Origin of the sequence: Paucidesulfovibrio longus DSM 6739 (genome assembly GCF_000420485.1) — a bacterium.
Lineage (GTDB): Bacteria > Desulfobacterota > Desulfovibrionia > Desulfovibrionales > Desulfovibrionaceae > Paucidesulfovibrio > Paucidesulfovibrio longus.
The window spans coordinates 1-25900 of sequence record NZ_ATVA01000005.1; the positions used below are offsets into that span (position 1 = coordinate 1).

Annotated in this window: 23 protein-coding genes and 2 rRNA genes; 12 read left to right on the top strand and 13 right to left on the bottom strand. The window is 60.8% G+C overall.

Annotated features, from left to right (window positions below; all coding sequences use genetic code 11):
- A partial coding sequence (locus G452_RS17590) for an integrase core domain-containing protein (protein WP_022660487.1) occupies window positions 1-283 on the top strand: 283 nt, incomplete at its 5' end.
- 540 nt (window positions 284-823) lie between these two features.
- Here G452_RS17590 and G452_RS0101450 read toward each other — a convergent pair.
- Together G452_RS0101450 and G452_RS0101455 are read right to left on the bottom strand one after the other, a co-directional pair.
- On the bottom strand, window positions 824-2761 hold the full coding sequence (locus tag G452_RS0101450; RefSeq protein WP_022660488.1) for an ATP-binding protein: 1938 nt from the start codon (window positions 2759-2761) through the stop codon (window positions 824-826).
- Entirely contained in the window at window positions 2758-4713 is a 1956-nt protein-coding gene (locus tag G452_RS0101455; protein WP_022660489.1) for a type I restriction-modification system subunit M, read from the bottom strand. Before G452_RS0101455 ends, G452_RS0101450 begins: the two co-directional genes overlap by 4 nt.
- Window positions 4714-5024: 311 nt before the next feature.
- Between G452_RS0101455 and G452_RS0101460 the strand changes: the two genes are divergently transcribed.
- Entirely contained in the window at window positions 5025-5582 is a 558-nt protein-coding gene (locus G452_RS0101460) for a hypothetical protein (RefSeq protein WP_022660490.1), read from the top strand.
- 835 nt (window positions 5583-6417) lie between these two features.
- On the opposite strand, the gene G452_RS0101465 is transcribed toward G452_RS0101460, so the two are convergent.
- The gene (locus tag G452_RS0101465; RefSeq protein ID WP_027188920.1) at window positions 6418-6906 is read right to left on the bottom strand and encodes a tyrosine-type recombinase/integrase; all 489 of its coding nucleotides are present in this window, start codon (window positions 6904-6906) and stop codon (window positions 6418-6420) included.
- Between the two features lie 272 nt (window positions 6907-7178).
- Between G452_RS0101465 and G452_RS21630 the strand changes: the two genes are divergently transcribed.
- Window positions 7179-7388 carry a hypothetical protein gene (locus G452_RS21630; protein WP_162141262.1) on the top strand — a complete coding sequence of 70 codons (210 nt, stop codon included), beginning with the start codon at window positions 7179-7181 and terminating at the stop codon, window positions 7386-7388.
- 659 nt (window positions 7389-8047) lie between these two features.
- On the opposite strand, the gene G452_RS0101470 is transcribed toward G452_RS21630, so the two are convergent.
- A complete protein-coding gene (locus tag G452_RS0101470) occupies window positions 8048-8311 on the bottom strand; it encodes an RNA recognition motif domain-containing protein (protein ID WP_027188921.1) in 264 nt (87 codons plus the stop codon).
- Window positions 8312-8579: 268 nt separating this feature from the next.
- Here G452_RS0101470 and G452_RS0101475 point away from each other — a divergent pair, with 268 nt between their 5' ends.
- On the top strand, window positions 8580-9281 hold the full coding sequence (locus G452_RS0101475; protein WP_022660492.1) for a DUF554 domain-containing protein: 702 nt from the start codon (window positions 8580-8582) through the stop codon (window positions 9279-9281).
- A gap of 63 nt (window positions 9282-9344) precedes the next feature.
- Here the strand turns inward: G452_RS0101475 and G452_RS0101480 are convergent, their stop codons facing one another.
- The 4 genes from G452_RS0101480 to G452_RS17595 form a co-directional block, all read right to left on the bottom strand.
- Window positions 9345-9725 (bottom strand): hypothetical protein, encoded by a 381-nt coding sequence (locus G452_RS0101480; protein ID WP_022660493.1) that lies wholly within the window; start codon window positions 9723-9725, stop codon window positions 9345-9347.
- A 56-nt stretch (window positions 9726-9781) separates the two neighbouring features.
- Window positions 9782-10525: an N-acyl homoserine lactonase family protein gene (locus G452_RS0101485; RefSeq protein WP_022660494.1), complete on the bottom strand. Its 744-nt coding sequence runs from the start codon at window positions 10523-10525 to the stop codon at window positions 9782-9784.
- Window positions 10526-10587: 62 nt separating this feature from the next.
- Window positions 10588-11832, bottom strand: a complete 1245-nt coding sequence (locus G452_RS0101490) for a NupC/NupG family nucleoside CNT transporter (RefSeq protein WP_022660495.1) — start codon at window positions 11830-11832, stop codon at window positions 10588-10590.
- A gap of 143 nt (window positions 11833-11975) precedes the next feature.
- On the bottom strand, window positions 11976-13187 hold the full coding sequence (locus tag G452_RS17595; protein WP_022660496.1) for an MFS transporter: 1212 nt from the start codon (window positions 13185-13187) through the stop codon (window positions 11976-11978).
- 194 nt (window positions 13188-13381) lie between these two features.
- Here G452_RS17595 and G452_RS0101500 point away from each other — a divergent pair, with 194 nt between their 5' ends.
- Together G452_RS0101500 and G452_RS0101505 are read left to right on the top strand one after the other, a co-directional pair.
- Window positions 13382-13840 (top strand): chemotaxis protein CheX, encoded by a 459-nt coding sequence (locus G452_RS0101500; RefSeq protein ID WP_022660497.1) that lies wholly within the window; start codon window positions 13382-13384, stop codon window positions 13838-13840.
- 24 nt (window positions 13841-13864) lie between these two features.
- The gene (locus G452_RS0101505; protein WP_022660498.1) at window positions 13865-15460 is read left to right on the top strand and encodes a HEAT repeat domain-containing protein; all 1596 of its coding nucleotides are present in this window, start codon (window positions 13865-13867) and stop codon (window positions 15458-15460) included.
- 86 nt (window positions 15461-15546) lie between these two features.
- Here G452_RS0101505 and G452_RS17600 read toward each other — a convergent pair whose 3' ends face one another.
- Window positions 15547-16416 carry an esterase/lipase family protein gene (locus G452_RS17600; RefSeq protein WP_022660499.1) on the bottom strand — a complete coding sequence of 290 codons (870 nt, stop codon included), beginning with the start codon at window positions 16414-16416 and terminating at the stop codon, window positions 15547-15549.
- A gap of 94 nt (window positions 16417-16510) precedes the next feature.
- Between G452_RS17600 and G452_RS0101515 the strand changes: the two genes are divergently transcribed.
- The 6 genes from G452_RS0101515 to G452_RS17605 all read left to right on the top strand — a co-directional run bounded on the left by G452_RS0101515 (window position 16511) and on the right by G452_RS17605 (window position 22449).
- The gene (locus G452_RS0101515; protein WP_022660500.1) at window positions 16511-16852 is read left to right on the top strand and encodes a tRNA-binding protein; all 342 of its coding nucleotides are present in this window, start codon (window positions 16511-16513) and stop codon (window positions 16850-16852) included.
- Window positions 16853-17125: 273 nt separating this feature from the next.
- The gene (locus tag G452_RS0101520; RefSeq protein WP_022660501.1) at window positions 17126-18091 is read left to right on the top strand and encodes an ABC transporter substrate-binding protein; all 966 of its coding nucleotides are present in this window, start codon (window positions 17126-17128) and stop codon (window positions 18089-18091) included.
- 1 nt (window position 18092) lies between these two features.
- Window positions 18093-18878: an ABC transporter permease gene (locus tag G452_RS0101525; protein ID WP_022660502.1), complete on the top strand. Its 786-nt coding sequence runs from the start codon at window positions 18093-18095 to the stop codon at window positions 18876-18878.
- Window positions 18879-18880: 2 nt separating this feature from the next.
- Window positions 18881-19636, top strand: a complete 756-nt coding sequence (locus tag G452_RS0101530; protein WP_040368033.1) for an ABC transporter ATP-binding protein — start codon at window positions 18881-18883, stop codon at window positions 19634-19636.
- 20 nt (window positions 19637-19656) lie between these two features.
- Window positions 19657-20718, top strand: coding sequence for a DUF1786 domain-containing protein (locus G452_RS0101535; protein ID WP_022660503.1), 1062 nt, complete (start codon window positions 19657-19659; stop codon window positions 20716-20718).
- Window positions 20719-20817: 99 nt separating this feature from the next.
- Window positions 20818-22449, top strand: a complete 1632-nt coding sequence (locus tag G452_RS17605; protein ID WP_022660504.1) for a methyl-accepting chemotaxis protein — start codon at window positions 20818-20820, stop codon at window positions 22447-22449.
- 47 nt (window positions 22450-22496) lie between these two features.
- Here the strand turns inward: G452_RS17605 and G452_RS0101545 are convergent, their stop codons facing one another.
- The 4 genes from G452_RS0101545 to G452_RS0101560 form a co-directional block, all read right to left on the bottom strand.
- Complete coding sequence (locus G452_RS0101545; protein ID WP_022660505.1) at window positions 22497-23624, bottom strand: sensor histidine kinase; 1128 nt, start codon at window positions 23622-23624, stop codon at window positions 22497-22499.
- 194 nt (window positions 23625-23818) lie between these two features.
- Window positions 23819-25059 (bottom strand): IS3 family transposase gene (locus G452_RS20970; RefSeq protein ID WP_155887481.1). Its coding sequence is split into 2 segments (ribosomal slippage): window positions 23819-24714 and window positions 24714-25059, totalling 1242 coding nucleotides; the frame shifts between segments, so codons are not numbered across the junction.
- 535 nt (window positions 25060-25594) lie between these two features.
- Window positions 25595-25709 (bottom strand): 5S ribosomal RNA (rrf, locus tag G452_RS0101555).
- Between the two features lie 35 nt (window positions 25710-25744).
- Window positions 25745-25900, bottom strand: a 23S ribosomal RNA gene (locus tag G452_RS0101560); the annotation flags it as partial.

Sequence of the window (25900 nt, forward strand, 5' to 3'; positions counted from 1 at the left end):
GAAGCTCCGGGAGGCCGGAGCACGCATCTCCATGGATGGCCGAGGCCGCTGGATGGACAACGTTATGATCGAGCGTCTCTGGCGCTCCTTGAAGTATGAATGCGTGTATCTGCGGGAGATCGAGACGGGCAGCGAGCTTCGCCGCACCCTGGCCTGGTGGATTGATTTCTACAACAACCGGCGTCCGCACAAGACCTTTGACGGCAGAAAGCCGATGGAGATATATCAGCAATTCAAGCCAGAGGGGGTACCTCCTCTGGCTTGCCCGAAAAAGGCGGCATAGCCCATGAATCTGTCCACCTTAGTTTTGCCGCTGACTGGTCCGAAGAAGTGAACCCACTTCTCAGAAGTGATGATCCCTTCCTCCTCTACCTGCCCAACGCGAAGACTTCTCTTGTCATTCTGGAGGTCAGTCAGCCGTAATATGAGATTGTTTGGCTTGACGATCTGGTATGTGTTGAAAGACTCTGGCAGAAGACCGAAATTCTTTTCGACATCACGCCGAATGATTCGCCCGTAGCTCAATGACAGAACATTAGTGATCTGGCCAAGGTCATTACACACTTTCTGCTCATTGAACACGCGAAAGGTCGGGAATACATTCCACCCTTCGGGAATTGCTCCCACCCATTCAACCCCGGAATCCTTGTATTCCGCATACGCCCGATACTTGCCCATCACTCCCCCCCCTGCGCCATCTGGTTGAGAATGAGCCGGATCACGGTGTCCCTTTCCTCGAAATTTCGGGCGGATTCAGTTGTTGTTGTTTTTGCAACAGCTGCCCCAAGGCCATTTGATTTCGCTTGCGACATACAACAAGGCATCAGTCCATCCCCCCATAAACCCTCTTGGCCCGATAGGCCTGTTTCGGATGTTTTGGGGCATCTGGGAACATGAGTTCCAGTTCTCCTACCCGGACCATTGCAGAGAGATACTCCTTGGCAAGATACTGGGGATTTTTTTTAAGGATACCGGCCAACTGCTTGGCGGAGAAGGGCTGCTGCCCGCACAGGTAGAGGATGATCCTTTTCACGTCATCACCGCGAGGCGACTTGTCCGCAGAAATACCTAAAGCCTCTTCACAGTTGCTCCGTATGCTTTCCATGGCATCAGAGGTTCCGTCGAGCTTAAGAGGTTTCGTGTCGAGCTTAAGAGGTTCTGCTCCCGACTTGGTAGGTTGCGACGTCATATCGCCATGGGAGTCCGCACTCCTCGGGCTTGTCGTTTCCAGCGTGTCGAAGAGGCTCGGCAGCCTCGGACGAGAGGTAAACTTATCAGAGAGAACATAGTAGGTTCCTCTGCCAGCTCCTTTGGATTCAAGAACACCGAGATCGCGCAACTGGCACAGATCGTGGCTGGCCTCGACGAAGTGGACCTTGTTCAAGTCGCGGTATGCGCTGTTGCTGACGCTTCCGGTCTCACGCGCGTAGACCAAGGCCTTGCTCTGCTCGTTGGTGGGGTTCAGATGCCTGAACCGCCCAAGCCACTCCACGTCCTGCTCGCTCAGAAAATGATGAAAAAGATAGGTTGCCCGGAATTCATCGCCATGCCGATCAGACTCGAACTGTGGCAGCTCCAGACCGGCCTGCTCCATGAGGGTGCGCATGACCCGTATGCCGCTCCCCTTGGTCTCGGCAAGATGGGTCTCATGGAGCACGGCGGCCAGTGCCGGATTTCGGACCACCGAACCGGGCTCTCCGAGTTGTTCTGTGGGTTTGAGAGAGTGTCCCGGATTTCGAATTTCAAGCCTGTTGGCATACCGGATGATCTGCACAGGCTGATGCTTCTGGTAGTTCCTGTGCATCAGGGCGTTGACCACAGATTCGCGAACGACATCCACGGGCAATACAGGCCGATCCTTTCTCGCAAGCTCGCCGGTCGGCAGATTGAACGACTTTGGCAAATCGTCCATGACGGCAGCGACGCTGCGGCGAATCAACCGAAACAGCGAGTCACGCAGGTCCACAGTGTCAAAACGATGATTCGGGTCTTCGACCCACTCCCTCCCAGAGATTCGGATGTAGTCAACGCGAACGGCGGGCATCAAACGACGCAGAGCACTTTGCTTTCCGAACAACAGTATGCCAGCTATCGTCGGCTTCAGGATTCCCTGAACCTTTCTGGCGCAGCTTAAAGACCGCAACAGCTCATCGTCATCCCATCCGAGTTCCTCGGCATTGGGGTTTGCATTGGCTCGCTCGGCACGATAGATGGCGACGGCATCAGGATCGATGTCCTCCATCTCCGCATCAACCGGAATAGTCGTGTCGAACTCGGTTGCACTCTTCTGACGATACAACTCCTGAAGATCTTGATCCACACAGCGGATGTCACCGCTCGGCCCACGACGATATGCCCCTTTGGGCAGACCGCTTGCCGCTCGGTATACTGGCTTTTGATTAGGGTCTGCCTCGGCCACGTAGAATGCCAGAACAGTCTTGCCGTCTATCGTCTCTGCCCATGAATGAATCTGGACCGCGACATTCAACGACGACCGGCATTGGCTCGTCAGGTCATTTTTCAGTTTGTCGGGGTCATCGACTCCAACGACCTCATATCCACTCGGACTGTCCGCATTCTCGGCAATGCCCAAGATCAGATATCCACCCCCCAAGTTCGGTTCATTGGCAAAAGCAATGACTGTCTCAAGAATGGACTTGCCAATCTCGGAACCGGTCTTGACTTCAATCCGGTCGGACTCGTCATACATGAAGAGATGCTGGAGCAAATCTCCAATGCTCTGTTGTTCCCAGTGTCTCAACTGTGCACCTCCTGCAACAAGGCCATGATCTCCGCCGACACCTGGTCGAGGTCCGCGTCGATCTCTTCCAGCGGGCGCGGCGGCACGTATTTATAAAAGTGCCTGTTGAACGGAATCTCATAGCCCACGATGCCGACCTCGCAGTCGCTTCCATCACACTTGCCCTTGTCGATCCACGCATCCGGCACATGCGGCAGCACCTCGCGCTCGAAATACGCCTGCACATCCTCCTTGAGCGGGATGTTCTCATTGTCCCGCAGGCTCGGGTCCGGCTCGGGCTTACCCTTGACCATGCAGACTTCCGCTGCAGGATCATGCTCCCCAAGATGCTTCTGGAGCAGCTTGAACTGTACCGCGCTCACCTCGGCCCCAGCTTTCCTGAGCGCCTTCTTGAACGCAGAGCGGGAGAGGTACTTTTCGTCGAGCTTGGGCAGTGCGGCCAAGAGTGCTTCCCTGAGCGCCCCATCCCACTTGGCCCACGGCCCATCCGCCTTGAGCGCGGCGATACGGACTTCGTCATGGGGGTGGAAGGCAAGCTGGAGCGGGCGTTCAACGGTGATGCGGCGATAGCCGAAGTCGTTGGTATCAAACACCTTGCAGTTCTCATCCGCAAGGCAATCGCCATAGGCACGGACGATGTCCTCGATCTGCTCCTCGCTGATGTGCCTGCGCTTTGAGCCGAGCGACTTGCGCATGGGCAGGAACATCTCCGTTGCGTTGAGCAGGTGCACCTTGCCCTTGCGGTAAGCGGGCTTGCGGTTGCTCAGCACCCATATGTAGGTGGCGATGCCGGTGTTGTAGAACATGTCCGTGGGCAGGGCCACAATGCCTTCGAGCAGGTCGTTCTCGAGGATATAACGGCGAATCTCGGACTCGCCAGAACCGGCACCGCCCGTGAAAAGCGGAGAGCCGTTGAGGATGATGCCGATCCGCGAGCCGCCCTCGTTCACGGGGCGCATCTTGCTGATGAGATGCAGCAGGAACAGGAGCGAACCATCGGACACACGGGGCGTGCCGGGACCGAAGCGGCCATCAAAGCCCCTGAGTTTGTGCTCGTCCTCGACGACGCGCTGAATCTTTTTCCAGTCCACGCCGAAAGGCGGATTGGACAGCATGTAGTCGAATTTTTCATTGGGAAGCTGGTCATCGGACAGCGTGTTGCCGAACTTGATGTTGGACACGTCCTGCCCCTTGATGAGCATGTCCGCCTTGCAGATGGCGTAGGACTCGGGGTTGAGTTCCTGTCCGTGATTGCGGATCACCGCCTCAGGATTCAGGGTGCGCATGAGTTCCGTGCCTTCGGACAGGAAGCCCCCAGTACCAGCCGTCGGATCATAGAGCGAGCGGACCACGCCGGGCTTGGAAAGCACGTCATCATCGTCGATGAACACAAGGGACGTGGCAAGGTGCACGATGTCTCGCGGGGTGAAATGCTCACCGGCGGTCTCGTTGGAAGATTCAGCGAACTTGCGGATGAGCTCCTCGAACACAAGGCCCATGGTGTGGTTGTCGATGGCTTTCGGGCTCAAGTCCCATGTCGAAAACTTCTTGGTGATCATGTAGAGCAGGTCGGAGGCATCAAGCTGCTCAAGGAAGTCGGAGAAGTGGAAATACTCGAATATTTCACGGGCGTTGGGGCTGAACCCCTGCACGTAGGCTTCGAGGTTGTCGAGGGTCTGGGTCGAGCCTATGGAGGCCATGGTCATGGGCGAGACGTTGTAGAATTGCTGTTTCGCAGCCCGCTTGAGCAGGGCATCGACGCCATCGCCGAAATCCGCATGTTTTTGGGCAGCGGCAAGCACGGCATCTTTGGTGGGCTCCAGCACGCATTCGAGACGACGCAGGAGTGTGAAGGGGAGAATGACGCGGCCATACTGGGACTGCTTGAAGTCGCCACGAAGGAGGTCGGCAACGGCCCAGATGTTGGCAGCGGTGGCGGAAAAGTTGGTCATGAGAGATGGCGTTCCTTTTCAGGTGGTTGCGTATGAAATGAATACCAGACTACATACCCCTTGCCTCAGTGATGAGGCAAGGAGTTATCTGCAACTCGATAGCAAGCCCATACAGAAGACAACTTTTGCAATTTATCACAGTAAGTTACTGGGGGCAAAGGTTGATCCTCTCGGCCTTCCATGATATCTGCTTGCCGACGGTTGCTGAAGCCTTGGTTAACCCAGCATTTTTCAACGATAACCGCCTGAACCGTGGACTGCCGAGGAGCACAACGCGGCAGATTCAGGGCAAAATAGACAATGGAGAATAAATGGCCGATCACACGGTGAAGACATGGGAGCGGGAGTTGCTTGACGATCTCCCTGCTCCGCTTAGGGCAGCTGCAGACCTCAGACTACGGGACAACCTCGGACCAGACCCCGTCCTCACCAAAACGGACTTCACACACATTGAAAGTGCACTGGACGCCCTGAAGAGCATGTTTCAGGAGGAGTATGGTGGCCGAATCAGGAAATCGACTCGCTCAATGTGGCCTTTCAACGATGATTCAGCGAACCTTCCGCCGAAATTTGAGCAGGTGTTCCTGTACATCCTCAAGAATGCCTTGACCGGCAAGACCGAAGACAAGGTGAAGCGTGCCATCGAGAAGGCAGGTGGGCGTCCATACACGAAGCATGACTATGGTAACAACGACTACGGCGATACAGTCGTACAACCTGACACCAAGATCATCGGCACCGCTCTGGGGTGCGACGCACGGACAGTTCAGCGGGAAATCGAGAAGATGGTAAAGGTGGGAGTGCTCAAGCCGCTCAAATCAGCACGAAATGCGAAGCGGATGTATGCCATCGGAACGCTGGCAGTATAGATGGGTCGCCAACTCAAGGTTTCCCCCTTCATCAAGAGAACAGCCTTGCGCAATGATTTCAGGGCAGCGTTCGCCAAGCTGTGAGGCGACAAACTTGAACGACAATGTCGGACAGACTTTTTCAAAATATCGCACAACGCTATGAAAAACCAGCAATAATCAGAGCATGAACGACATCAGCAGCACATAAAACCATTGGCAACAAAGAGTTTCCTAAAATCCAGATACAAATACACACTCAAAATCATCATAGAAACCTCATGCGACCTGGGGCGTTACTGTTTTCCTTCTCACCTGACCCATGGTGATCTTGGTTTGGTTAGCCCCCCTTCGGGGGGCACACTCCACTCCGCTTCGCTCCGTTCCGTGGAGGTTGGAAACCTTCCATTGGGTGCTGAGGAGCAGAAAACCCAGGGCGCGAAGCGCACTTGTGGTCTGATGAGGAGACCGAGGCCGAAGGCCGAGGGAAACGAGACAGACCACCCACACAAATGGAACATGACCAGACGACCCCAGTAGAGACCTTGAAGCAAGAGCCCCCTTCGGGGGTAGCTCCGCTTCGCTCCGCGTTTGTCTTCAACATGGAAGAAATACATCCCAACACCCCAACAAGGAGGAGGAAGGGAGCGTAGCGACCTGACGGACTTCGTCCGACACGACCAACAACAGCATGGGTACCGGCTTCGCCGACTGGAACAACAACGCCCCGCATTTTGACCGTCTTTTTGGGCTCCATATTTTTTTTCTCGGACTTGCCCTCATCCAACTCATACAGTGGGTTTTTCCCATGAAACAGGCGAGTCGTTTGCGCTTGTTTCCCACGTGAACGGAAGATTCACACCAGCTCCATCAACTCCACGGACCGCCGTAGCTCTTCGTCCAGCAAGTGGGCATAACGCTGCGTCATCTGTGGAGACTTGTGCGTCAGGAGCCGCTGCAGGGCAAGCATGGACACTTGCCCAGATGAAGCAAGATGTGACGCGAAATTGTGCCGCAGCCCGTGGAAGCGAAAATCTGGTGCTATACCAGCAGACATTTTCGCCCTGTCCCATGCGGTGCGAATGTCCTTCCGCTCCTTTCCGCTTTTTCCGGGAAAAGCGTATGGCGAAAAGCTGGGGCCAAACAGCTTCAACGATTCACGCAAGGCATCCATCGCTCCCGAATTAAGAGGCAACACGCTGTCCTTGCCCCCCTTGGTGTCCACGAGGCGTACGCATCCACGTTCCATGGACACGTTGTCCCACCTGAGCCCGAACACCTCCACCCGCCGAAACCCTGTGAAGAACGCGAACTTGATGGTGATGGTGCTGCCCGATTCTTCCATTGATCGAGGAACGATAGCAACTTGCGAATCTCTTCCGGCACAGATACTCGGTGCGCTCGTTGTTGATGACAGGCATCCTGATCCCGGCAACAGGATTCTCCCCTGCATAAAGCCCCATCTGCTTTGCCCAGTTGAACACCCTCAACGAGGACCAGAACCTGTTTGATCGTCGCAGGGGCATAAACCCGCTTGCCCATCATGACTTCAGGAAGCCGTTGGACCTCATAAGGTGTAACGGCATCCATCCTCCGCCCCCTCAGATGGGGAAGCACATGATTCCGCCAACGCTCCTCATCGTCCCGCCACGACTTCTTGTGAATCTGCGCCCACGCCAGAAATTGCTCTCCAGCCTTGTCGATCAACGGATTGTCCTGATTACCGAACAGCTTTCGTTGCTGGGCCTCGGCCATGAACGTCGCTTCCAGTTTCCGGGCAGTGGTGATGTTGTCCACCGACTTGGTCACCCGTTTCCCGTCATGTGATTTCACTATGACTCGATACATGCATCCGGAAAGAGACTCCCCGCACTTTTTGCATTCCCTCGACCGAACATTCGCATTGCTCTTGCACGACCTGCAAATGAGATTGATCGCCATACCAGCTCCTTGGACACCACTTCCGGGTGTGAACAAAGTGTGAACACGACACGTCCAAAGAGACTTGCTTTCTTTACGGAGCCCATCACTTCACGCAACATTTCAGCATGTTGAGCAACTGCGGGCAAAAGAGTGGAGATAACCGATGGCAACAAAAAAGGATGCCAGACCAACCGGTCGGCATCCATGAACTTTTTGTGATTGAAGAGGTTGATTTGGCTTCCTCAAGGACTCTCCCGTTGGGATTTTGAGTCCGCTGCGTCTACCAATTCCGCCATCCCGGCGTGGAAGAGGTTCTATTTAGGAGAATGGGGGCGGCGTGTCAACAGCGATACGTTCCTGCAAGAGGAGCCGCGAGGCCAGAAACCGAGATCTGAAGCCGGAAGCCAGGCACGGTGGTCGGGCGCGGAACCGTGCCGGGCGCTGGAGCTTGGGCCGGGCGCTGGAGCTTGGGCCGGTCACGAGATCGCCTCGGCCGCAAGGCAATAAAAAAGGCCCGCCGGAGCGGGCCTTGATCGCAAAAGCGCGGACGCGCAGGCCGAAGCCTAGTAGCGCGGACGGCTCTCGCGGGGTTTGGCCTCATTGACCTTCAGGTCGCGGCCCTGGAAGTTCTTGCCATTGAGGGCGGAAATGGCCTCGGCGGCACCGTTGTCGTCCATCTCCACGAAGCCGAAGCCACGGGGACGGCCGGTCTCGCGATCCTCGACGAGCTTGACGGAAATGACTTCACCGTACTGCTCGAAGGCGGCGCGAACATCGTTCTCGGTGGAGCTCCAGGGCAAGTTGCCAACATAAATGTTCTTGGACAAGTTAGTAACCTCGAAAAAAGAAAGGAAGGAGAGCCGCACGCGACGAACAGGCCCCTGCTCCGTGCAGGGAGTGCCGCGCCGTTCTCTCCCAAGACAGGCCACATATATACCTTGCCCAAACGGAGTCAAGTATTTCCTGTCCGAATCTGCAAATTATTCCTGCACAAATATCAACGGGTTCCGATGAAATCACACCTCATCGCCCTTGCGTGCGCTTCGACAAAGAGATATTTCACCCGCACTTCAACCTTTCAGCCCGGAGATTTCGATGATTCTGCCCGTCGGCTCCCTGGTCAACGCCCTGGCCATCATTGTCGGTTCCATCTGCGGCCTGCTGCTGCACAACCGCTTTCCGGACCGCATCCGCATCATCGTTTTCCAGGGGCTGGGACTCTGCGTGCTGGTCATCGGCTTCCAGATGGCCTTCAAGGCCGAGGACATGCTCGTGGTCATCTTCTCGGTCCTGCTCGGCGGCATAGCCGGGGAGCTGCTGCGCATCGACCGCCACCTCGACTCCCTCGGTGACCGCCTCAAGGCCGTGGTGCGCTCCAAGAACGAGCGCTTCACCGAAGGCCTGGTCACGGCCTCGCTGATTTTCTGCATCGGGGCCATGGCCATCGTGGGTTCCTTTGACGAAGCCATCCGCGGCGACCGCACCCTGCTCTACACCAAGTCCGTGCTCGACGCCTTCGCGTCCATCGCCCTCTCGGCCTCCTACGGCCTGGGCGTGCTCTTCTCCTTCATCGCCGTGCTGCTCTACCAGGGCATGTTCACCATCTTCGCGGGCTACCTGCAACACTGGTTCTCCCCGACCATGATCGCGCAGCTCACGGGCACGGGCGGCGTGCTGATCATCGGCATCGGCATCAACCTGCTCGACCTCAAAGCCATCAAGCTGGCCAACCTCCTGCCCGCCCTGGTCTTCATCGTGCTGCTGACCCTGGCCAAGGGCTTCGTCTTCGGCGCGTAGCCGGGAGCACAAGAAAGGCCCGGCGAACCGGGCCTTGCGGATATTTCCAGGCTGGCCGGAAGGCTAGCCTTTCTTTTTTTCCGCGAACTCCAGCAGCTCCTCGTAGACGTGCTGCACTTCGGCCACGGGCATGAATTCCGCGATGCGCATGCCCGCGATGTAGCCGCGGCCGAACTTTTCGGCCCAGGGGCGCTGCGAAAGCTCCTCCCAGGCGCCCTTGCCCGGCGTGTCGATGAACGGCGCGTCGTCCTGGGAAATCGTGACCTCGAAGGCCTCGTATTCGAACGGGTCGTCCAGGACCGCTTCCGGCGTGCTGGCGTGGTTGTCGCTGGCCTGCACGGAAAAGGTGAACATGCCTTTGATCTTGATTTCCTTGAAGCTCCGGCCCCAGCCCTCCGGGGAACGGTACTCCTCCACGAGCAATTTTCTGAAGTCGTCGGCCATGCGGTGCGTTTCCTTCTGCGTATGAGGTTTCGCGCCCCTTCAGGACGCGGCTGAATCTAGTCGATGGTCTCCATGGCGGCGAAGCGCGGCTCGTGCAGCGGCAGAACCTTGTCGGCCAGGCCGCGCGCCTTGAGCAGGATGTCGTAGGCGTCCTTGACGTTCAGGTGCGTGCCCGGCGGAATGACCTCCATCTCCATGCCCCGGATGGCGGGCGGCGGATTGAGGTTTTCGTCGATGGTGCAGAATCCGCAGATCAGGGCCTTGCCGCCCGGCGTATCCACGAGCACGGACATGCCTCCCTCGGTATGGGCCGGGGTGTGCAGCATGGTGATGCCCGGCAGGACTTCGGTATCCTCCCTGAGCGGCACGATCTGCCCGGCTTCCTCCACATCCTCCACGAAATCGGCAAGGTACCGATAATCAAGCGGATGAGGGTCGTGGATGTTCTCCAGTTCCTTCTCGTGCACGTAGATCTTGGCGTTCACGCACTTGTAGTCGTTTTCGCAATGGTCGTTGTGCAGGTGGGTATGCAGGATCACGTCCACGTCTTCGGGCTTGAGGCCGAACTTGGCCAAGCCTTCCTCAAAGGTGTGGATCTTGCCCCCCAGGGCCTTTTCGCGTTCCGCGGACTGGATCGGGTGCATTTCCCCGGTGTCCACGAGGATGGTCTTGTCCCCGCCCTCAAGGTACCAGACGTAGAGCGGAATCACGAATTCCTTTCCCTGGTTGTACTGGTAGGTCATCATGCTCTTGTCGAACACCTTGGTGCCTACCGCGATGGGATGAATCTTGTAGGTCATGTGCTTACCTCCGAGTCCCGATTATGCCTCTTCGGGCCGGGAACGTCCATGAGCCGAGTTCGTCAGTAGAGAATGCCGATGACCGCGCCCGTGAGCAGGGTGGCGAAAACGCCCGCCACGATGGAGCGCGGTCCCAGGGCCACGATCTCGTCCCGCCGCTCCGGGACCATGGCCCCGATGCCGCCGACCATGATGCCGAGGCTGCCCAGGTTGGCGAAGCCGCACATGGCATAGGTCATGATCATGCGGCTGCGCGGGCTGAGCGCGTCCGCAGGCAGGCGGGCCATGTCCAGGTAGGCCACCAGCTCGTTGAGCACGATCTTGGTGCCCATGAGGCTGCCCGCGGTCTGGGCCTCGCTCCAGGGCACGCCGGCCAGCCAGACCAACGGGCTCATGATCCAGCCGAGCATGCGTTGCAGCGTCAGGGGATCGCCGCCCGGCAGGGGCAGGGTCTCCAGAATCATGTTCGCCAGGGCCACCAGGGCCACGAAAACCACGAGCATGGCCGTGACGTTGAGGAGCAGCTTGACGCCTTCCACCGTGCCCTTAACCACGGCATCCATGCTGCTCAGGGCGGCCTGGGGCGGCTGGACGCGGCCCACGGTGATCTCCCCTGTTTCAGGAATCATCAGCCGGGAAACCATGATCGCGGCCGGGGCGCTGATGATGCTGGCCACGAGGATGTGGCCCAGGGCGCCGGGTACCACGGGCTCCAGGATGCTCGCGTAGAGCACGAGCATGGTTCCCGCGATGGTGGCCATGCCCGAGGTCATCAGCGTGAACAGCTCGCTGCGGGTCATGCGCGCGAGGTACGGCCGGATGAACAGCGGGGCCTCGATCATGCCCACGAAAATATTGGCGGAAACGGAAATGCCCAGAGCGCCGCCCACGTTCATGGTCCTTTCCAGACAAAAGGAAAAGCCCCGCACCAGCAGCGGGATGATCCGCCAGTAGTAGAGCAGGGACGAGAGCGCGCTGATGACCAGGATCAGGGGCAGGGCCTTGAAGGCCAGGACAAAGGCCGCGCCGGGCCAGGGCTCGCTGAAGGGCAGGTCCGCGCCGCCGAGGTAGCCGAACACGAAGCCCGTTCCCGCGTTGGTGGCGTTCTGCAGGGCCGTCACCAGGGCGTTCAGGCCGAGCATGGCGTTTTCCAGCATCGGCGCCTTGAGCAGCAGGAGCGCCAGCCCCAGTTGCAGCGCCAGTCCGACCACGATCTGCCGAGAGCTGACGGCGCGGCGGTTCTCGCCGCAGACCCAGACCAGGGCCACCAGGGCCGCCATTTTCAATGCCCCGAAAACGATATCCATTGCCTTCCCTCTTGCGCTTTGCGCGCCATTTCGGCGCGCACGTCCCCCTCGGCGGCCCTGACGAGCCAACAGTCAGCCGTTACTGGTTTTTCCTTGTCGAGGCAAGCCCCTGCCGGGCGCGGGGCCGGGAAAGCGCGAAAGAATCAGGACGAAGCGCGCCGCGGGGAGCGGACCGGCAGCTCCAGCGCGCCCACGGCGGGCAGGCCGAGCAGGGTCAGCCCGCCGAGAAGCATGAAGCCGCCCCCGAATCCGCCCCAGGCAGGCCCCATGTCGCCGAACAGGCCGATGAGCGTGGGCATGATGCCGATGCCGAAGAGCATGGCCGTGGGCAGGATCATGGAAATGGCGGTGGAGCGGACCTGGGGTTCGTAGGTCTGGGAAAGGGCCACGAAGCCCACGGCGAAGAACCCCTGGCCGAAGACGGGCTGGAGCGCGGCGGGAGCGGCCACCCAGCCCGGCCCGGCCAGCCCCAGGACCACGGCCAGGCAGCCGGAGCAGCCCAGGGCCGCGTAGAGCACGCGGCGCACCCCGAAGCGGTCCGCCAGCCAGCCCGTGAGAAAGGGGACGAAAAACGCGCCGATCCGGCTGGCGGAAAGCAGTCCGTTGGCCGCCTCGCGCGGCATGCCCATGTCCATGAGATGCAGCGGGAGCATGGTGTACGGGCCGAAACCGCCGGCGATGCCCAGGCAGAAGAGCAGGGTCAGCAGGAAGAAGTTGCGCCGCCCGGCCACCTCGCTCACGTTCTTCCTGTTCGGGGTGCGTCCGTGGAAGCGGCCGCCCCTGCCGAAACGCAAAAAGGCCAGGCCCAGAAGGATCTGCCCCGCTCCCAAAAGCAGCAGCACGGAGCGCCAGCCCGCCACGAGCAGCACGGCCTCGGCCAGGAGCGGCGCAAGGATGAAGCTGCCGTTGGGCGCCATTTCGTGCAGCGCCAGGGCCTTGCCCCAGTCGCCGGGCCGGGTCAGGGAGGTGACGGTGGCCACGCCGGAAGGGAGGTAGAGTCCCGCGCCCACGCCGATGATCACCGTGGCGGGCAGGAGCACGGCAAGGCTGCCTGCCGAGGCCGCCACGAGCAGCATGGAGCCCATGAGCAGTGCGGAGCAGCCGATGCCTTCGCGGTGCGTCAGGCGCGCGGTGACAAAGGCGTTGCAGACCAGGCCCACGCAATTGCCCAGGGCGATGCAGAGAAAAACCGCGCCGCTCTGGGCGTTGTTCAGGCCCAGTTCCGCGGCCAGTTCCGGCATCAGCGGGGCGGCGATCACGCGGGTCAGAAAGTTCAGCAAAAAAACTGATACGATGAACAAGAGGGGAACGAGCGCGTCCCCGAGCGGCAGGGACGGCTCCGTGTCTGGGTTCATGTGGACTCCGGCGGTTTCCTTCTGCCTACCCGGATCGCCCCAGGGCCGCAACAACATCGCGCCCCTACTTGACCTTTGTTGCCGGTGGAAGGTAGATGTTGCAGACTTGAACCGTGTGTTTCTTCCTGTCGCGATGCCGACAGTAAAATACCGCGGAATCTGAAACGGGTTTTCACGCTGAGGAGACGCTTCGAATGGATGTGGAACTGGCTAAACCCTTCATCAAGGCAGCAGTGGACGTTCTTTCCACCATGGCCATGATTACACCTGTGGCGGGACGTCCCTACGTCAAGAAAAACAACATCGCCCAGGGCGACGTGACGGGGCTCGTCGGCTTCACGGGCGAGAAGAACGGCAGCGTCTCCATCACCTTCGACAAGAAGCTCGCCGTGGGCATCGTCAAGAACATGCTCGGCGACGACGTGGGGAACATTCTCGACGACGTCAAGGACGCGGTGGGAGAAATCGTGAACATGGTCTCCGGCCAGGCCCGCGCCGGCCTTTCCCAGCAGGGCTACTCCTTCCAGGGATCGACGCCCACGGTCATCATGGGCGACAACCATACCATCTCCCACGTTTCCTCCGGAATGATCATGGCCATCCCCTTCAAGGCCGAGATGGGCGAATTCACCATTGAATTCTGTATCGAATAACCCTGCAAGGATCGAAACGGTTCCATGAGCATCCTGGACGGATTCCGAGATAAAGATTTCCTGGAGCAGATCACCCTGCTCAACGACATTGCGGCCAACCGCCCGACCGATGCGCTGCCCGACCTGCTTTCGCTCTTTGCCTCGCCACTGCAAGACGCCTCGGTGGATTCCATGGTCGTCATCGCGCTCAACGCGCTGCTCGCGGACAACGAGCAGTACGCAGTGGAATGCCTGCACAGCGACGACCCCAAGCTGCGCCTGCTCTGCATCCGCACGGCGGGCGAACACCGCTTCGCTTCCGCGGTGGAGCCGCTGAGCGAAATCGCCCAGACCACCGACGACTCCGACCTGGCCCTGGAAAGCCTCTCGGCCCTGGCACGCATCGGCAGCGAGGCGGCCCTGCCCGCCTTCCGCAAGCATCTTTCCTCCAACGATCCCCTGGCCGCGGGCCTGAGCATCGAGATGTGCGGCCATTTCAACGACGTTTCCGCGCTGCCCTGGCTCAAGGAAGTGGTCCGGCGCAGCCTTACGGGGGACCGCTACCAGACCTGCGACGTGCCGACCTGGAAGGCCATCCAGGCCCTGGGCGACCTGGGCACGGAGGAAGCCGTGCAGTTCCTGGCCTCGCACCTGCACCACAAGAATCCCATCGCCCGCCGCCTGATCACGGACGTGATGGTCGAGCTGGGCGAAAAGGCCGTGCCCGCGCTGCTGGACTCGCTGCACTCCTCGGACGAGGACGTGCGCATCCTCGCAGCCAACGTGCTCGGCTTCACGGGCCTGCGCAGCGGCGGAAACGGGCTGGTCGCGGCCTTCGACCGGGGACACGCGGACACCCCCAACGTGCGCTACGCCTTCTATGAGGCCATGGGCCGCATCGGAACCATGAAGAACCTGATCTGCCTCATGGACGGCCTCAGCGAAACCGACGAGCTGCTGCTCATGGCCGTGGTGGGCGGGCTGGAACGCCACGTCAATCCCGGCATGATCCGCAACATCACGGAGCGCCTCCGCCAGGAGGACGAACAGACCGCACGGCTGGCCCAGGCCATCATCAACTCCAAGGCCCTCGACATTTTCCGCGCCCTGCACGGCGACCCCGCCTGCGCGGACATCCTCATGGAGCACCTGCTCCAGTCGCGCGACGAGGAAATCCTCGCGGCCTTCCGGGAAGCGCTGGAAAGCCTCGGCACGGACGCGGCCGGAGCCGACCTGAAGCGCCTTTCCGAGGCGGCCGCGGAACGCGGCTCCGGACGCAAGGCCCTGGCCGTGGACGACTCGCGCTCCATGCTCGCCCTGCACCGCGCCCTGCTCGCGGAGCTGGGCTTCGACGTGGCCCTGGCCGCCAACGGACAGGAAGCCCTGGAGCACCTCCAGGAAAACGGCCCCGTGGAGCTGGTGGTCACGGACATGAACATGCCCGTCATGGACGGAATGCAGCTCGTGGAGCAGCTCCGCAACGATCCGGACTTCGAGTCCGCCACCATCGTCATGGTCACCACGGAAAAGGAGGCGTCGCAACGCGGCCTGGCGGAAAACGCCGGAGTCAACGCCTTCATCACCAAGCCCTTCCGACCCGAACAGCTCAAGGAAATGCTCACGCAGCTGCTCGGACTCTGAGCCTTCCGCACCGAAGAAGACCGCAAGGCAAAGGCCGTCCCTCCCCCCAAGGAGCGACGGCCTTTGCTTTGCGGCGGCAAGCCGGGCTACGGAAGAAGATCCCCGCCCGCTTCCGCCTCGGCCTCGCGGAAAAATTCCGCCACGCGAGCAGCCAGGGCGCGCGAATAGATCAGCCCCACGTGGCTCACGGACAAGGGCAGCCGTTCCAGCTTCCAGCCGGGGCGGCGGGGCCGCAGGCATTGCTCCGGCATGACCATGTTGTCCAGCGGGGCGAAGAGCGCCAGCCGGGGAATGCGTTGCGGTTCCGGCAGGGCCGCGAGCCGTTGGAAGAGGGGATGGCGCGGGTGCAGACTGCGGCCCAGGCGGCCCAGGGCGATGCGCGCCAGCACGCTGCCCCGGTGGGGAGTGCCCAAGGTCGCCGCCCCGGCGATGCGTCCGGCAAAGCGCTCTTCCGCCAGCAAGGCCCGCACGACCAGCCCGCCCAGGCTGTGCCCGCAGAGCAGGGCCTTCTTGCCCGGATTGTCCTCCAGGGCGCGCTCCAGGACGCGCCCGACTTCCTGGACGATCTCCGGGAAGACCCGCGTGAAGCTGCCGTAGGAAACGGTGTACAGGTTCGAATAGCCCCGCCGCGCCAGCCAGCGCCCGAAAAAAAGCCAGGCCGCGGCATTGTGATAGAGTCCGTGCACCAGCACCACCGGAGTGCCCCGGCCCGAGCCCCGGCGCACGAGCAGGCGGTGGAACGGAAAGGTCGCGCCGATGATGAGGGTGGAGCGCACCGAGTTCAGCCATCCGCGCAGCGCCCCCCAGGCCACGCTGCCCGAAGCGGCGCGGATGCGCTCCAGATTGCCGTTGGCCGCGTTCACGGCTATGCTTGCGGCGTAGAGCGCCGCAGGCAGAAAGAGCACGAAAAGGATGAATAAGCCTGCGATGACGGACATCGCGTAGAGATGCTTCATGGACGGCCCTGCCGTCAAGTTACCGTTCGACGACGCAGGAGACGCTGTCTTCAGGGCGCGTCCCGCCGCCGGACTCAACCCCTCTGGAACGACCATGAGCGAAATCAGTTTCGACGACTTCCTGAAAGTGGACATCCGAGTGGGCATGATCCTGCGCGCCGTGCCGTTTGCCAAGGCGCGCAAGCCCGCCTACAAGCTTTGGATCGATTTCGGCGAGGAACTGGGCGTGAAGAAATCCAGCGCCCAGATCACGGCCCACTACCGCCCGGAAGACCTGGAAAACCAGCTCGTGCTGGCCGTGGTCAACTTCCCGCCCCGGCAGATCGCCGACTTCATGTCCGAAGTCCTGACCCTGGGACTGGACGGCCACGGCGACAGCGGCGTGGTGCTGGTCCAGCCGGAGCGCGACGTGCCGCTCGGCACGCGGTTGTATTGAGCCGGACAGGAAAGGCTGCCCGCACGGAAAGACATCTTCGATCCGTTCCCGCCCGCAGCGCGTTTCGCCCCGCCTTGGCCACGCGGGCGCAGCGGAAGGCCGTGTTTTCCGCAGACAGGCCGGACAAAGTCGATATTTCGGCAACCATTGCGGCATCCTGAACGATATTCAAGAAGTCCGCCGCAACACGCCGTTTCTTGCGGTTTTTCCCATATGCCGTTAGGTTCATTGTTCTTACGCGCCGTCCGGCGTCGCACATTTCAGGAGGGAAACATGAAACGCATCATCGTCTTGCTGGCACTGGCCGCGCTGCTCTGCGCCACCGCCGCCCAGGCCGGAACCCCGGTCAAGATCGCCCACGCCACCTGGGTCGGATACGGTCCGCTCTACATCGCCAAGGCCAAGGGCATGTTCGACAAGTACGGCCTGGACGTGGAACTGCTGATCATCGAGGACGAGTCGCAGTACGCCGCGGCCCTGGCGTCCGGCAACATCGACGGCCTGGGCAACGTGCTCGACCGCGAGGTCATCCACTACGCCAAGGGCACGGACGAGACCGTGCTCTTCGCCATGGACGAATCCTCGGGCGGCGACGGCATCGTGGCCGGTCCGAACATCACGTCCCTGGCCGACCTCAAGGGCAAGACCGTGGGCCTGGACAAGTCCTCCACCTCGTATTTCTTCTTCCTGACCGCGCTCCAGACCGCCGGAGTCAAGGAAGAGGAAGTGAACATCATGGAAATGGGCGCGTCCGACGCCGGAGCCGCGTTCGTGGCCGGCAACCTCGACGCCGCCGTGACCTGGGAGCCCTGGCTTTCCAACGCGGGCCAGCGCGAGGGCGGGCACGTTCTCGTCAGCTCCAAGGACTTCCCGCGCACCATCGTGGACGTGCTCGTGCTGCGCAAAGCCTTCGCCGCCAAGCATCCCGATGCTCCCGTGGGCCTGACCAAGGCCTGGTACGAGGCCGTGGCCTGGTACGAGGCCAATCAGGAGGAAGGCAACGAGATCATGGGCAAGGCCATGGGCCTGCCCGCTTCGGACATGGCCGAGATGGCTGCGGGCGTGACCTTCTTCGGCAAGAAGGCCAACCTCGCCTTCTTCGACAAGGCCGAGGTCAACGACATCTTCGAAGTGGCGGAACGCGCCGGAACCTTCTGGCAGGCCAAGGGCATCCTGACGGCGCCGCTGAACGTGAACGCCCTGGTCACCGACCAGTACGTCAAGGCCGCCGCCGAGTAGCATGGGCACAACAAGCCGTTACAACAGGCCGGGCCTGCGCGCCGGGCTCGGCCTGCTCACGTTTCTTTTCTTCGGCCTGCTCTGGTGCGCCCTGAGCTATTCCGGAGCGGTCAAGCCGCTCTTCCTGCCCCGGCCCGACGCGGTGCTGCGCTCCTTCGGCGCCATGCACGAGGAAGGCATCCTCTGGCGGTACACCTGGGACTCGACCTATCGGGTCATGGTCGGCTGGGCCTTGGCCGCCGTGCTCGCCATTCCGCTGGGAGCGGCCATAGCCACCTCCCGGCGCGTTGCCGCCACCCTCGGCCCGCTCATGGAGTTCGCGCGCTACCTGCCCGTCGTCGCGCTCGTGCCGCTGACCCTGCTCTACTTCGGCATCGGCGACGCCCAAAAATTCGCCATCATCTTCCTGGGAACCTTTTTCCAGCTGGTGCTCATGGTCGCGGACACCGTTTCCCGCGTGCCCAAGGATCTGCTGCGCGCGGCCTACACCCTGGGCGCGAGCCGCTCCCAGGCCTATCGGCTCGTGCTCCTGCCCGGAGCCCTGCCCGGCATTCTCGACGACCTGCGCATCACCATCGGCTGGGCCTGGACGTATCTCGTGGTCGCGGAACTGGTGGCCGCCAATTCCGGCCTGGGATACATGATCCTGCGCGCCCAGCGCTTCCTGGCCATCGACCGCATCTTCGCCGGACTGATCATCATCGGCCTGCTCGGCCTGCTCACGGACTGGAGCTTCAAGCTGCTCACGAGGCTGACCGTGCCCTGGAGCGAAAAGGCGGAGAGGTAGCCATGCTGACCATCGACAACCTGACCAAGACCTACGGAGCGGGAGACAAGCTCGTCACCGCGCTGGACAATGCCCGCATGGACGTGCGCGACGGCGAATTCGCGGTGGTGGTCGGCCCGTCCGGCTGCGGCAAGTCCACGCTGCTGAACATCGTCGCCGGGCTGGAAAGTCCCGGCCAGGGCCGCGTGGAGCTGGACGGCTTGCCCATCGTCGGTCCCGGCGCGGAGCGGGGCATGGTCTTCCAGTCCTACACGCTTTTCCCCTGGCTCACGGTGCGCAAAAACGTGGAATTCGGTCTGCGCATCAAAGGCCTGCCCCAGTCGGAGCGGGCCGAAATCGCCCGCCGCTACGTGGATCTCGTGGGCCTGTCCGAGTTCGAAAACGCCCTGCCCAAGGAGCTTTCCGGCGGCATGAAGCAGCGCGTGGCCATTGCCCGCGTGCTCGCCAACAAGCCGCGCATGCTGCTCATGGACGAACCGTTCGGCGCGCTCGACGCCCAGACCCGGCTGCTGCTCCAGGAGCTGCTGCTCGACGTCTGGCGCAAGGAGCAGGCCACGGTCCTGTTCATCACCCACGACATCGACGAGGCCATCCTCCTGGGCGACCGCGTCTTCGTGATGTCCAAACGGCCGGGACGCATCGTGGAGGAGGTCCGCATCGACCTGGAACGCCCGCGCGACCACACTCTGACCGTTTCCCCGCGCTTTGCCGAGTTGAAAAAACGTGTTATGGACCGTCTTTTCCTCGAACTCGCCTGAAAGCGCACACGGAGACAGCCATGCCCGCTTCCTTGTCCGAAACCACGTTCGGCCCCACCCTGATCCTCGACATCGGCTCCGGCACCCAGGACGTGCTCTACCATTTCCCCGGCCTGGAAATCGAAAACTGCCCCAAATTCGTGCTGCCCGCACCGGCCCGGCGCGTTGCCGCGCGGATTGCCGAAGCTGCGGGCCGTCCGCTCTGGCTGCACGGGCGCAACATGGGCGGCGGATTCTTCCGTGCGCTCAAGGCGCATCTGGAACAGGGCGGCAAGGTCGCGGCCGAGCCTGGCGCGGCCTTCTCCCTGGGCGACGACCTGGAACGCGTCCAGGCCATGGGCGTGGAGATCCGCGAAGATCGCCCCGCAGGATACGAACCGCTGCATCTCACTGATTTCGACCCCGACTTCTGGAACGCCCTGCTGGACCTCGCGGGTCTGCCGCGTCCCGAAAGCGTCATGGCCTGCGCCCAGGACCACGGTTTCCACCCCGGCGCGTCCAACCGGCTGGGACGCTTCAAGCTCTGGGAACGGCTGCTCCTCGGTGCGCAGGGCCGTCCCGAAGCCTTGCTGTACGACGTCGTGCCGGAAGAAATGACCCGCCTCGCCGAGCTGCAACGCAGCCTGGGAGGCGGGCTTGTCGCGGACACGGGCGCCGCCGCGGTTCTCGGCGCGCTCTATGTGGACGAAATCGCGGCCCTGAGCCGGGACAGGGGCATCACCGTGGTCAACCTCGGCAACAGCCACCTCATCGCCTTCCTGGTCTTCCAGGAGCGCATCTGGGGCGTCTACGAACAACACACCGGGCTGGTGGACGCCGTCAAGCTCCGCTCCGACCTGGACCTCTTCCGGCGCGGCGAACTGGCTTTCGAACAGGTCTTCGAGGATCGCGGCCACGGCTGCCTGACCCTGGATCTGCCGCCGGAGGCGCAAGGTTTTTCCCCCACCTTCGTCCTCGGCCCGCAGCGCGCCCTGCTCAAGGGCGGCGACGTGAGCTTCCCGGCTCCGGGCGGAGACATGATGCTCGCAGGCTGCTTCGGCATGCTCAAGGGGCGCGCCCTGAAGTCCAGCATGGGCAGTTGACGTCGCTGCAACGATGTGCCGGGAGCGATTTATAACTGCCTCATTGTGCGGCTTCTTTTATTGTTCCATGAGGATGAATCCTGAACACCGGAGAAGCTCATGCTGCGAACCTTGTCCATGAAATGGAAAATCCTGGCCGTCGCCTTGGCCGGACCCGTGATCGTCGCCCTGATCCTGGCCGTCCAGAACTCCAATCTCGTGGCCAGGAACGCGGACGACGCCATTCTCGAAAGCAGCCGCGGCATCCTCCTGATGGCCGAAGCCGCGCGCAACGAGATGTCCAAGAAGATCGAACTGGGAGTGGTGCGGCCCTTTGACGAACTGCCGCCGGACAAGATCCTTGAGGCGGTCCCCATCATCACCGCCATCAACATGGCCCGAACCAACGCCGAGGAAGGCGGCTACGTGTTTCGCGTTCCCAAGGTTTCTCCCCGAAACCCGGCCAATACGCCCACGGAATCCGAACGGGAAGTGCTGGAAATCATGCGCGGAGGCGATCTCAAGGAATACATCCTGCGGGAACCCGGCAGCATCAGCTACTTCCGGGCGATTCACCTGACCAAGGAATGCCTCTACTGCCACGGCGACCCCAAGGGAGCCAAGGATCCCACGGGCGGCATCAAGGAAGGCTGGAAAGAAGGAGAAATGCACGGCGCGTTCGTCATCACGACCTCGCTCGCCGAGGTCCATGCCACGCTGCTGCGCTCCAAGCTGCTCATGGCCGCGCAAACCCTGGGCATCCTGCTCGTGGTGGCGGTCGGTCTGTGGATCATGCTGGCGCGGCTCGTTTTCCGGCCGCTCTTGCAGGTCAGCGACCTGGCCCAACGAATGGGACGGGGAGACTTCACCACCAGATTGAACCTGGATCGCGGAGACGAAATGGGCATCGTGGCGAAATCCCTCGATGACATGGCCGAACGCATCGCCGAGGTCGTGGACGAGGTGGACGACGCTTCCGAACGGTTGTCCTCCGGCAGCGCGGAACTGTCTTCCGCCGCCCAAAGCCTTGCGGACGGAGCCTTGCGCCAGGCGAGCAACGTGGAGCAGGTTTCGGCGTCCATGGAGGAGATGACCGGAAGCATCGGCCAGACCGCGGACAATGCCGCGGAGACCGAGCAGATTTCGCTCAAGTCGGCCGAGGACGCCAAGAAGAGCGGTCAATCCGTCGGCGAAGCGGTGAATGCGCTCAAGAACATTGCGGAGCGTACGGAAATCATCGAGGAGATCGCGCGCCAGACCAACCTTCTGGCTCTCAACGCGGCCATCGAAGCTGCGCGGGCGGGCGAGCACGGCAAGGGCTTCGCCGTAGTCGCCTCGGAAGTGCGCAAGCTTGCGGAACGCAGCGGACAGGCCGCCGCCGAGATCAGCCAGCTTTCCTCGGCCAGCGTCAAGATAGCGGACCAGGCAGGCTCGATGCTGGCGGCACTGGTGCCGAGCATAGCGCGCACCGCGGAACTCGTGCAGGATATCTCGGCGGCCTGCAATGAACAGTCAACGGGAGCCGCCCAGGTCAACAAGGCGCTTCAGGAGCTGGACGGCGTGATCCAGCAGAACGCCTCCTCGTCCGAGGAAACGGCCGCGACCTCGACCACCATCAGCCAGCAGGCGCGGCAGTTGCGGGAGTCCATCTCCTTCTTCCAGGTCACGAAAGCGACGAAACGAATGACCGTGGTGCGCAGCCGGCAGCCAAAACCGCTGGAAGCCGCGGATGACGACATGGAGCGCTTCTAGCGGAGAGGAGCGAAGCAGGACGAATCAGCCTGTCCTGCTTCGCCTCTTCAGCATGTGGAGGGCAATTCCAGATAGAAAACAGTTCCATGCTGCTTCGAGGAATCGAAGCCGACTTTCCCGCCGAGATACCGCTCGCCAAGAAGCTTCATGCTTTGCGTGCCCAGACCGCGATTCTTCGACTTGGTGCTGAAGCTGTTTCGAAACAGTTGATTGCGGACGTGGTCTTCGAGAACGCCCTCATTGCGAACCCAAAAACGGATGCCGCTTGGCGTACGATTGCAGCCCAATGCGACGACTTGATCCCGCTTCGATGCCTCGGCCGCATTTTTGATCATGTTGCCCAAGACCCGCTCGAGCAAAGCGCGATCCGATTCCAGCATCACGGATTCATATCCCTCGTCCAGTTGAATGCGCGGTCCGTTCGGCCAATAGGCCTGATACAGCCAGATCAAATCCTCGCCGATCCTGCTGCTGCGGATCATCTCTGAAGCAACTGGCATTTCGTCGCGCAGCGCTTCGCACAATTTCTTTTGGACCACGATTTCGTTCACGAGGCGATTTGCGGCTCGCATCAGCATGTCCGAAGCGTTTTCGCTGGCCGCGGACAACTGCGGTTCGAACATTTCAAGCATGCTGCGGACCCCGCCCGCGAGATTGAGCACGTCATGAAAGAAGAACCGTTCCAGAGCGGACAATTCTTTTGCTTCAGATCGATCTTCCACGGAAAAAACAAAATAATTGTCGCCGCAGTTCTCCACACGAACTGCGAGCACTTCCAGATTGAGACGCTCGACCCGCTCGCCGGTCTGGCGGAGCAGGTTGCACTCCTCACGGCCTTGGCCATACTTCTCGCTCCCGTCCAGCGCCTTGACGGCCCCGCAGTACGTGCAGAACCGGCTCGTATGACATCCGTTTTCCCCTTCGAGGGCGTTCACGCAGCCCAGGGCCTCGCCGACGCGCATGCCAAGGCAGGAGTTGATGTCTTTTTGCGTGACAAGGTGCGCGCTGCGAGGATGCAGGTAGACGATCTCCCGCCTGGTGTTCAGGATGAAAACGCCGCCGGGAAGCGCATCGATGAACGGAAAGCAGACATGCTTTTCGAACATGGCGAACTGCTGGGCGATTTCCTCTTGAGACGAACGGCATTCCGCCTTGAAACCTGACATTTCACCCATCTTGAATATCCTTGTGAGGGAGACGCGGGAGCGCCAAGTGTTGGACGCCTGCCCTTCAGCTTCGGGAAGTGGTCGATATGAACAGCGTTCAGCTAATACTCTGTAAACTCATGTGCTTTTGTTTGAGTATTCCCGGTTGATCCTAAAATCAATAGTCCCGAAGTACCAAACAGACCTATGACGTGGAGTTGCCCCTATAAAACCGGACACCCTGCGGTTAATGACAGGCGGATGAACTCTCTTGGCGAGCGCATCCGCAAGCCCTTGTGCGGCGCGTTTTCGTTGTAGTCTTCCATCCACGCGGACAGGCAATTCAAAACCGTTCGTGCGTCAGGGCAGACGTTGCAGGCAACATAATCCCGTTTGAATGTTTTGACGAACGCCTCAGCCATCCCGTTGCTTTCCGGACTGCGAACAGGCGTGAAGCGGCTTTGCAGCCCCAGCCACGAGGCGAACTCGACCGTTTCCCTTGCCGTGTAGCATGAGCCGTTGTCGGACAGCCATTCCACTGAATGTGGTGTCCGAGCAACTCTAAAGCGACGTTCCACACTTTCCAGCATCAAATCCCGAATCATGGACCCCGAAATGCCCCTTGTCGTTGCCACGTAGCTGATTATTTCCCGGTCGCACGAATCAAGGGCAAACGCGACGCGCACAACTTCCCGATTGTCGCAGCAAATTTCAAATCCATCCGAACACCATCGCGTATTGCGATGCAACGTAATAACCTTGCCCTCGTGTGGCCGGTCAGGACGCTTACCAGTATGGCGGGTGAGAAGCAGGCCGTTTGTGCGCATGATCCGGTAAACTCGTTTGTGATTCACCCGAAGATGCCCGTCAGCTTCAAGGCGGCGATTCAGAATTGCCAGCACTCGCCGATAACCGTACGTCTGGCGCTCATCCAGAATTGCCCGGATCAAGAGCAATAGCTCTTGATCCGGGGCCTTCTTGTATCGCTTCGGGCGGGCCGCAGTTTTACCCGCATGGCGTTCGGCAAGCCGCGACCGCGATACGGCCAGGGATTCAGCCACCCGTTTCATCGGGAATCGTCCTCGAAGGGTAATGGCGAACGCGAGATCAGTTTTTTTTCCCGTGCGATGTCGATGGCCTCCTTGAGGATCTCGACCTCCATCGTCTTCTTTCCAAGAAGGCGCTCAAGATCACGGATGCGCTTTTTCAACGCCTTGGCCTCGGCAGCGCTCACGACCTGGTCGTCAGCCTGTATTGCGGCCTTTCCGCCATCGCTCATAAGCTTTCTCCACCGAAAAACGAGATTCGGAGCAACGCCGTACTTGCGGGCCACGAATGAGACACTCATCCCCGGCTGGGAGGCTTCTTCCACAATCCGCACCTTTTCAGGCAGCGTCCAGCGCCTCCTCTGAACCATGCTGACGACCTCGACCGTGGAATACTCTTTAGCACTCTGTCTGGACATACCTCTAGCACTACCTCTTAGGTTGGCTGGCATGTCCGGTCCAAATGGGGGCTACTCCACGAGACAGGGAATGGATTCAGTGGGATCGGGCTTAGATTCCCTCTACCTCGCGCGGTTGGGGTGAACCTTCGACGCAAGTTGCGCCTTGCCCGCGCGCGTTTGATCGCCACCTGCCCCGCGAGAATCGGGAATGGGCAGGATGCGCGCATGTCGCGATTCCGGGTGAACACCTGGCGCGCGAGGCGTGAAGTGGATGGGCTTGGGAACGGGGCGGACATGATGGGCTATCCGAGACGTGCAATGACGCGAATCTTGCGGCCCGTCGATGGTGGGGGGCTGAATGCTGCCCGAAGCGCGCAGAGGCGTGAACTTCCAGCGGCACTGGGAGGCCATATTCCTGGCTGCTCCGGCCGGTCGGAGGCGTGGAGGGAGCGGAAGCGAAGGGCGGAGAGAGCTGAGCGGAGAAAAGGGAGCGGAGATTCATGAAACAAAACAAGAGCGCCGTGATTGCTCACGGCGCTCCTGAAATGAAAAGTCCTGGCGACGACCTACTTTCCCACAATTTAAATTGCAGTATCATCGGCGATGAAGGGCTTAACTTCCGAGTTCGGAATGGGATCGGGTGTACCCCCTTCTCCTTGGTCACCAGGACAAATATATAGTTTCATAGGGAGGGAGAGAATGATTACCTAAGCCGCACGACCTATTAGTACCGGTCAGCTGAATGTGTTGCCACACTTACACCTCCGGCCTATCAACCTGGTGGTCTTCCAGGGGTCTTCAGCTCCGAAGAGAGGGAGAACTCATCTTGAGGCAGGTTTCCCACTTAGATGCTTTCAGC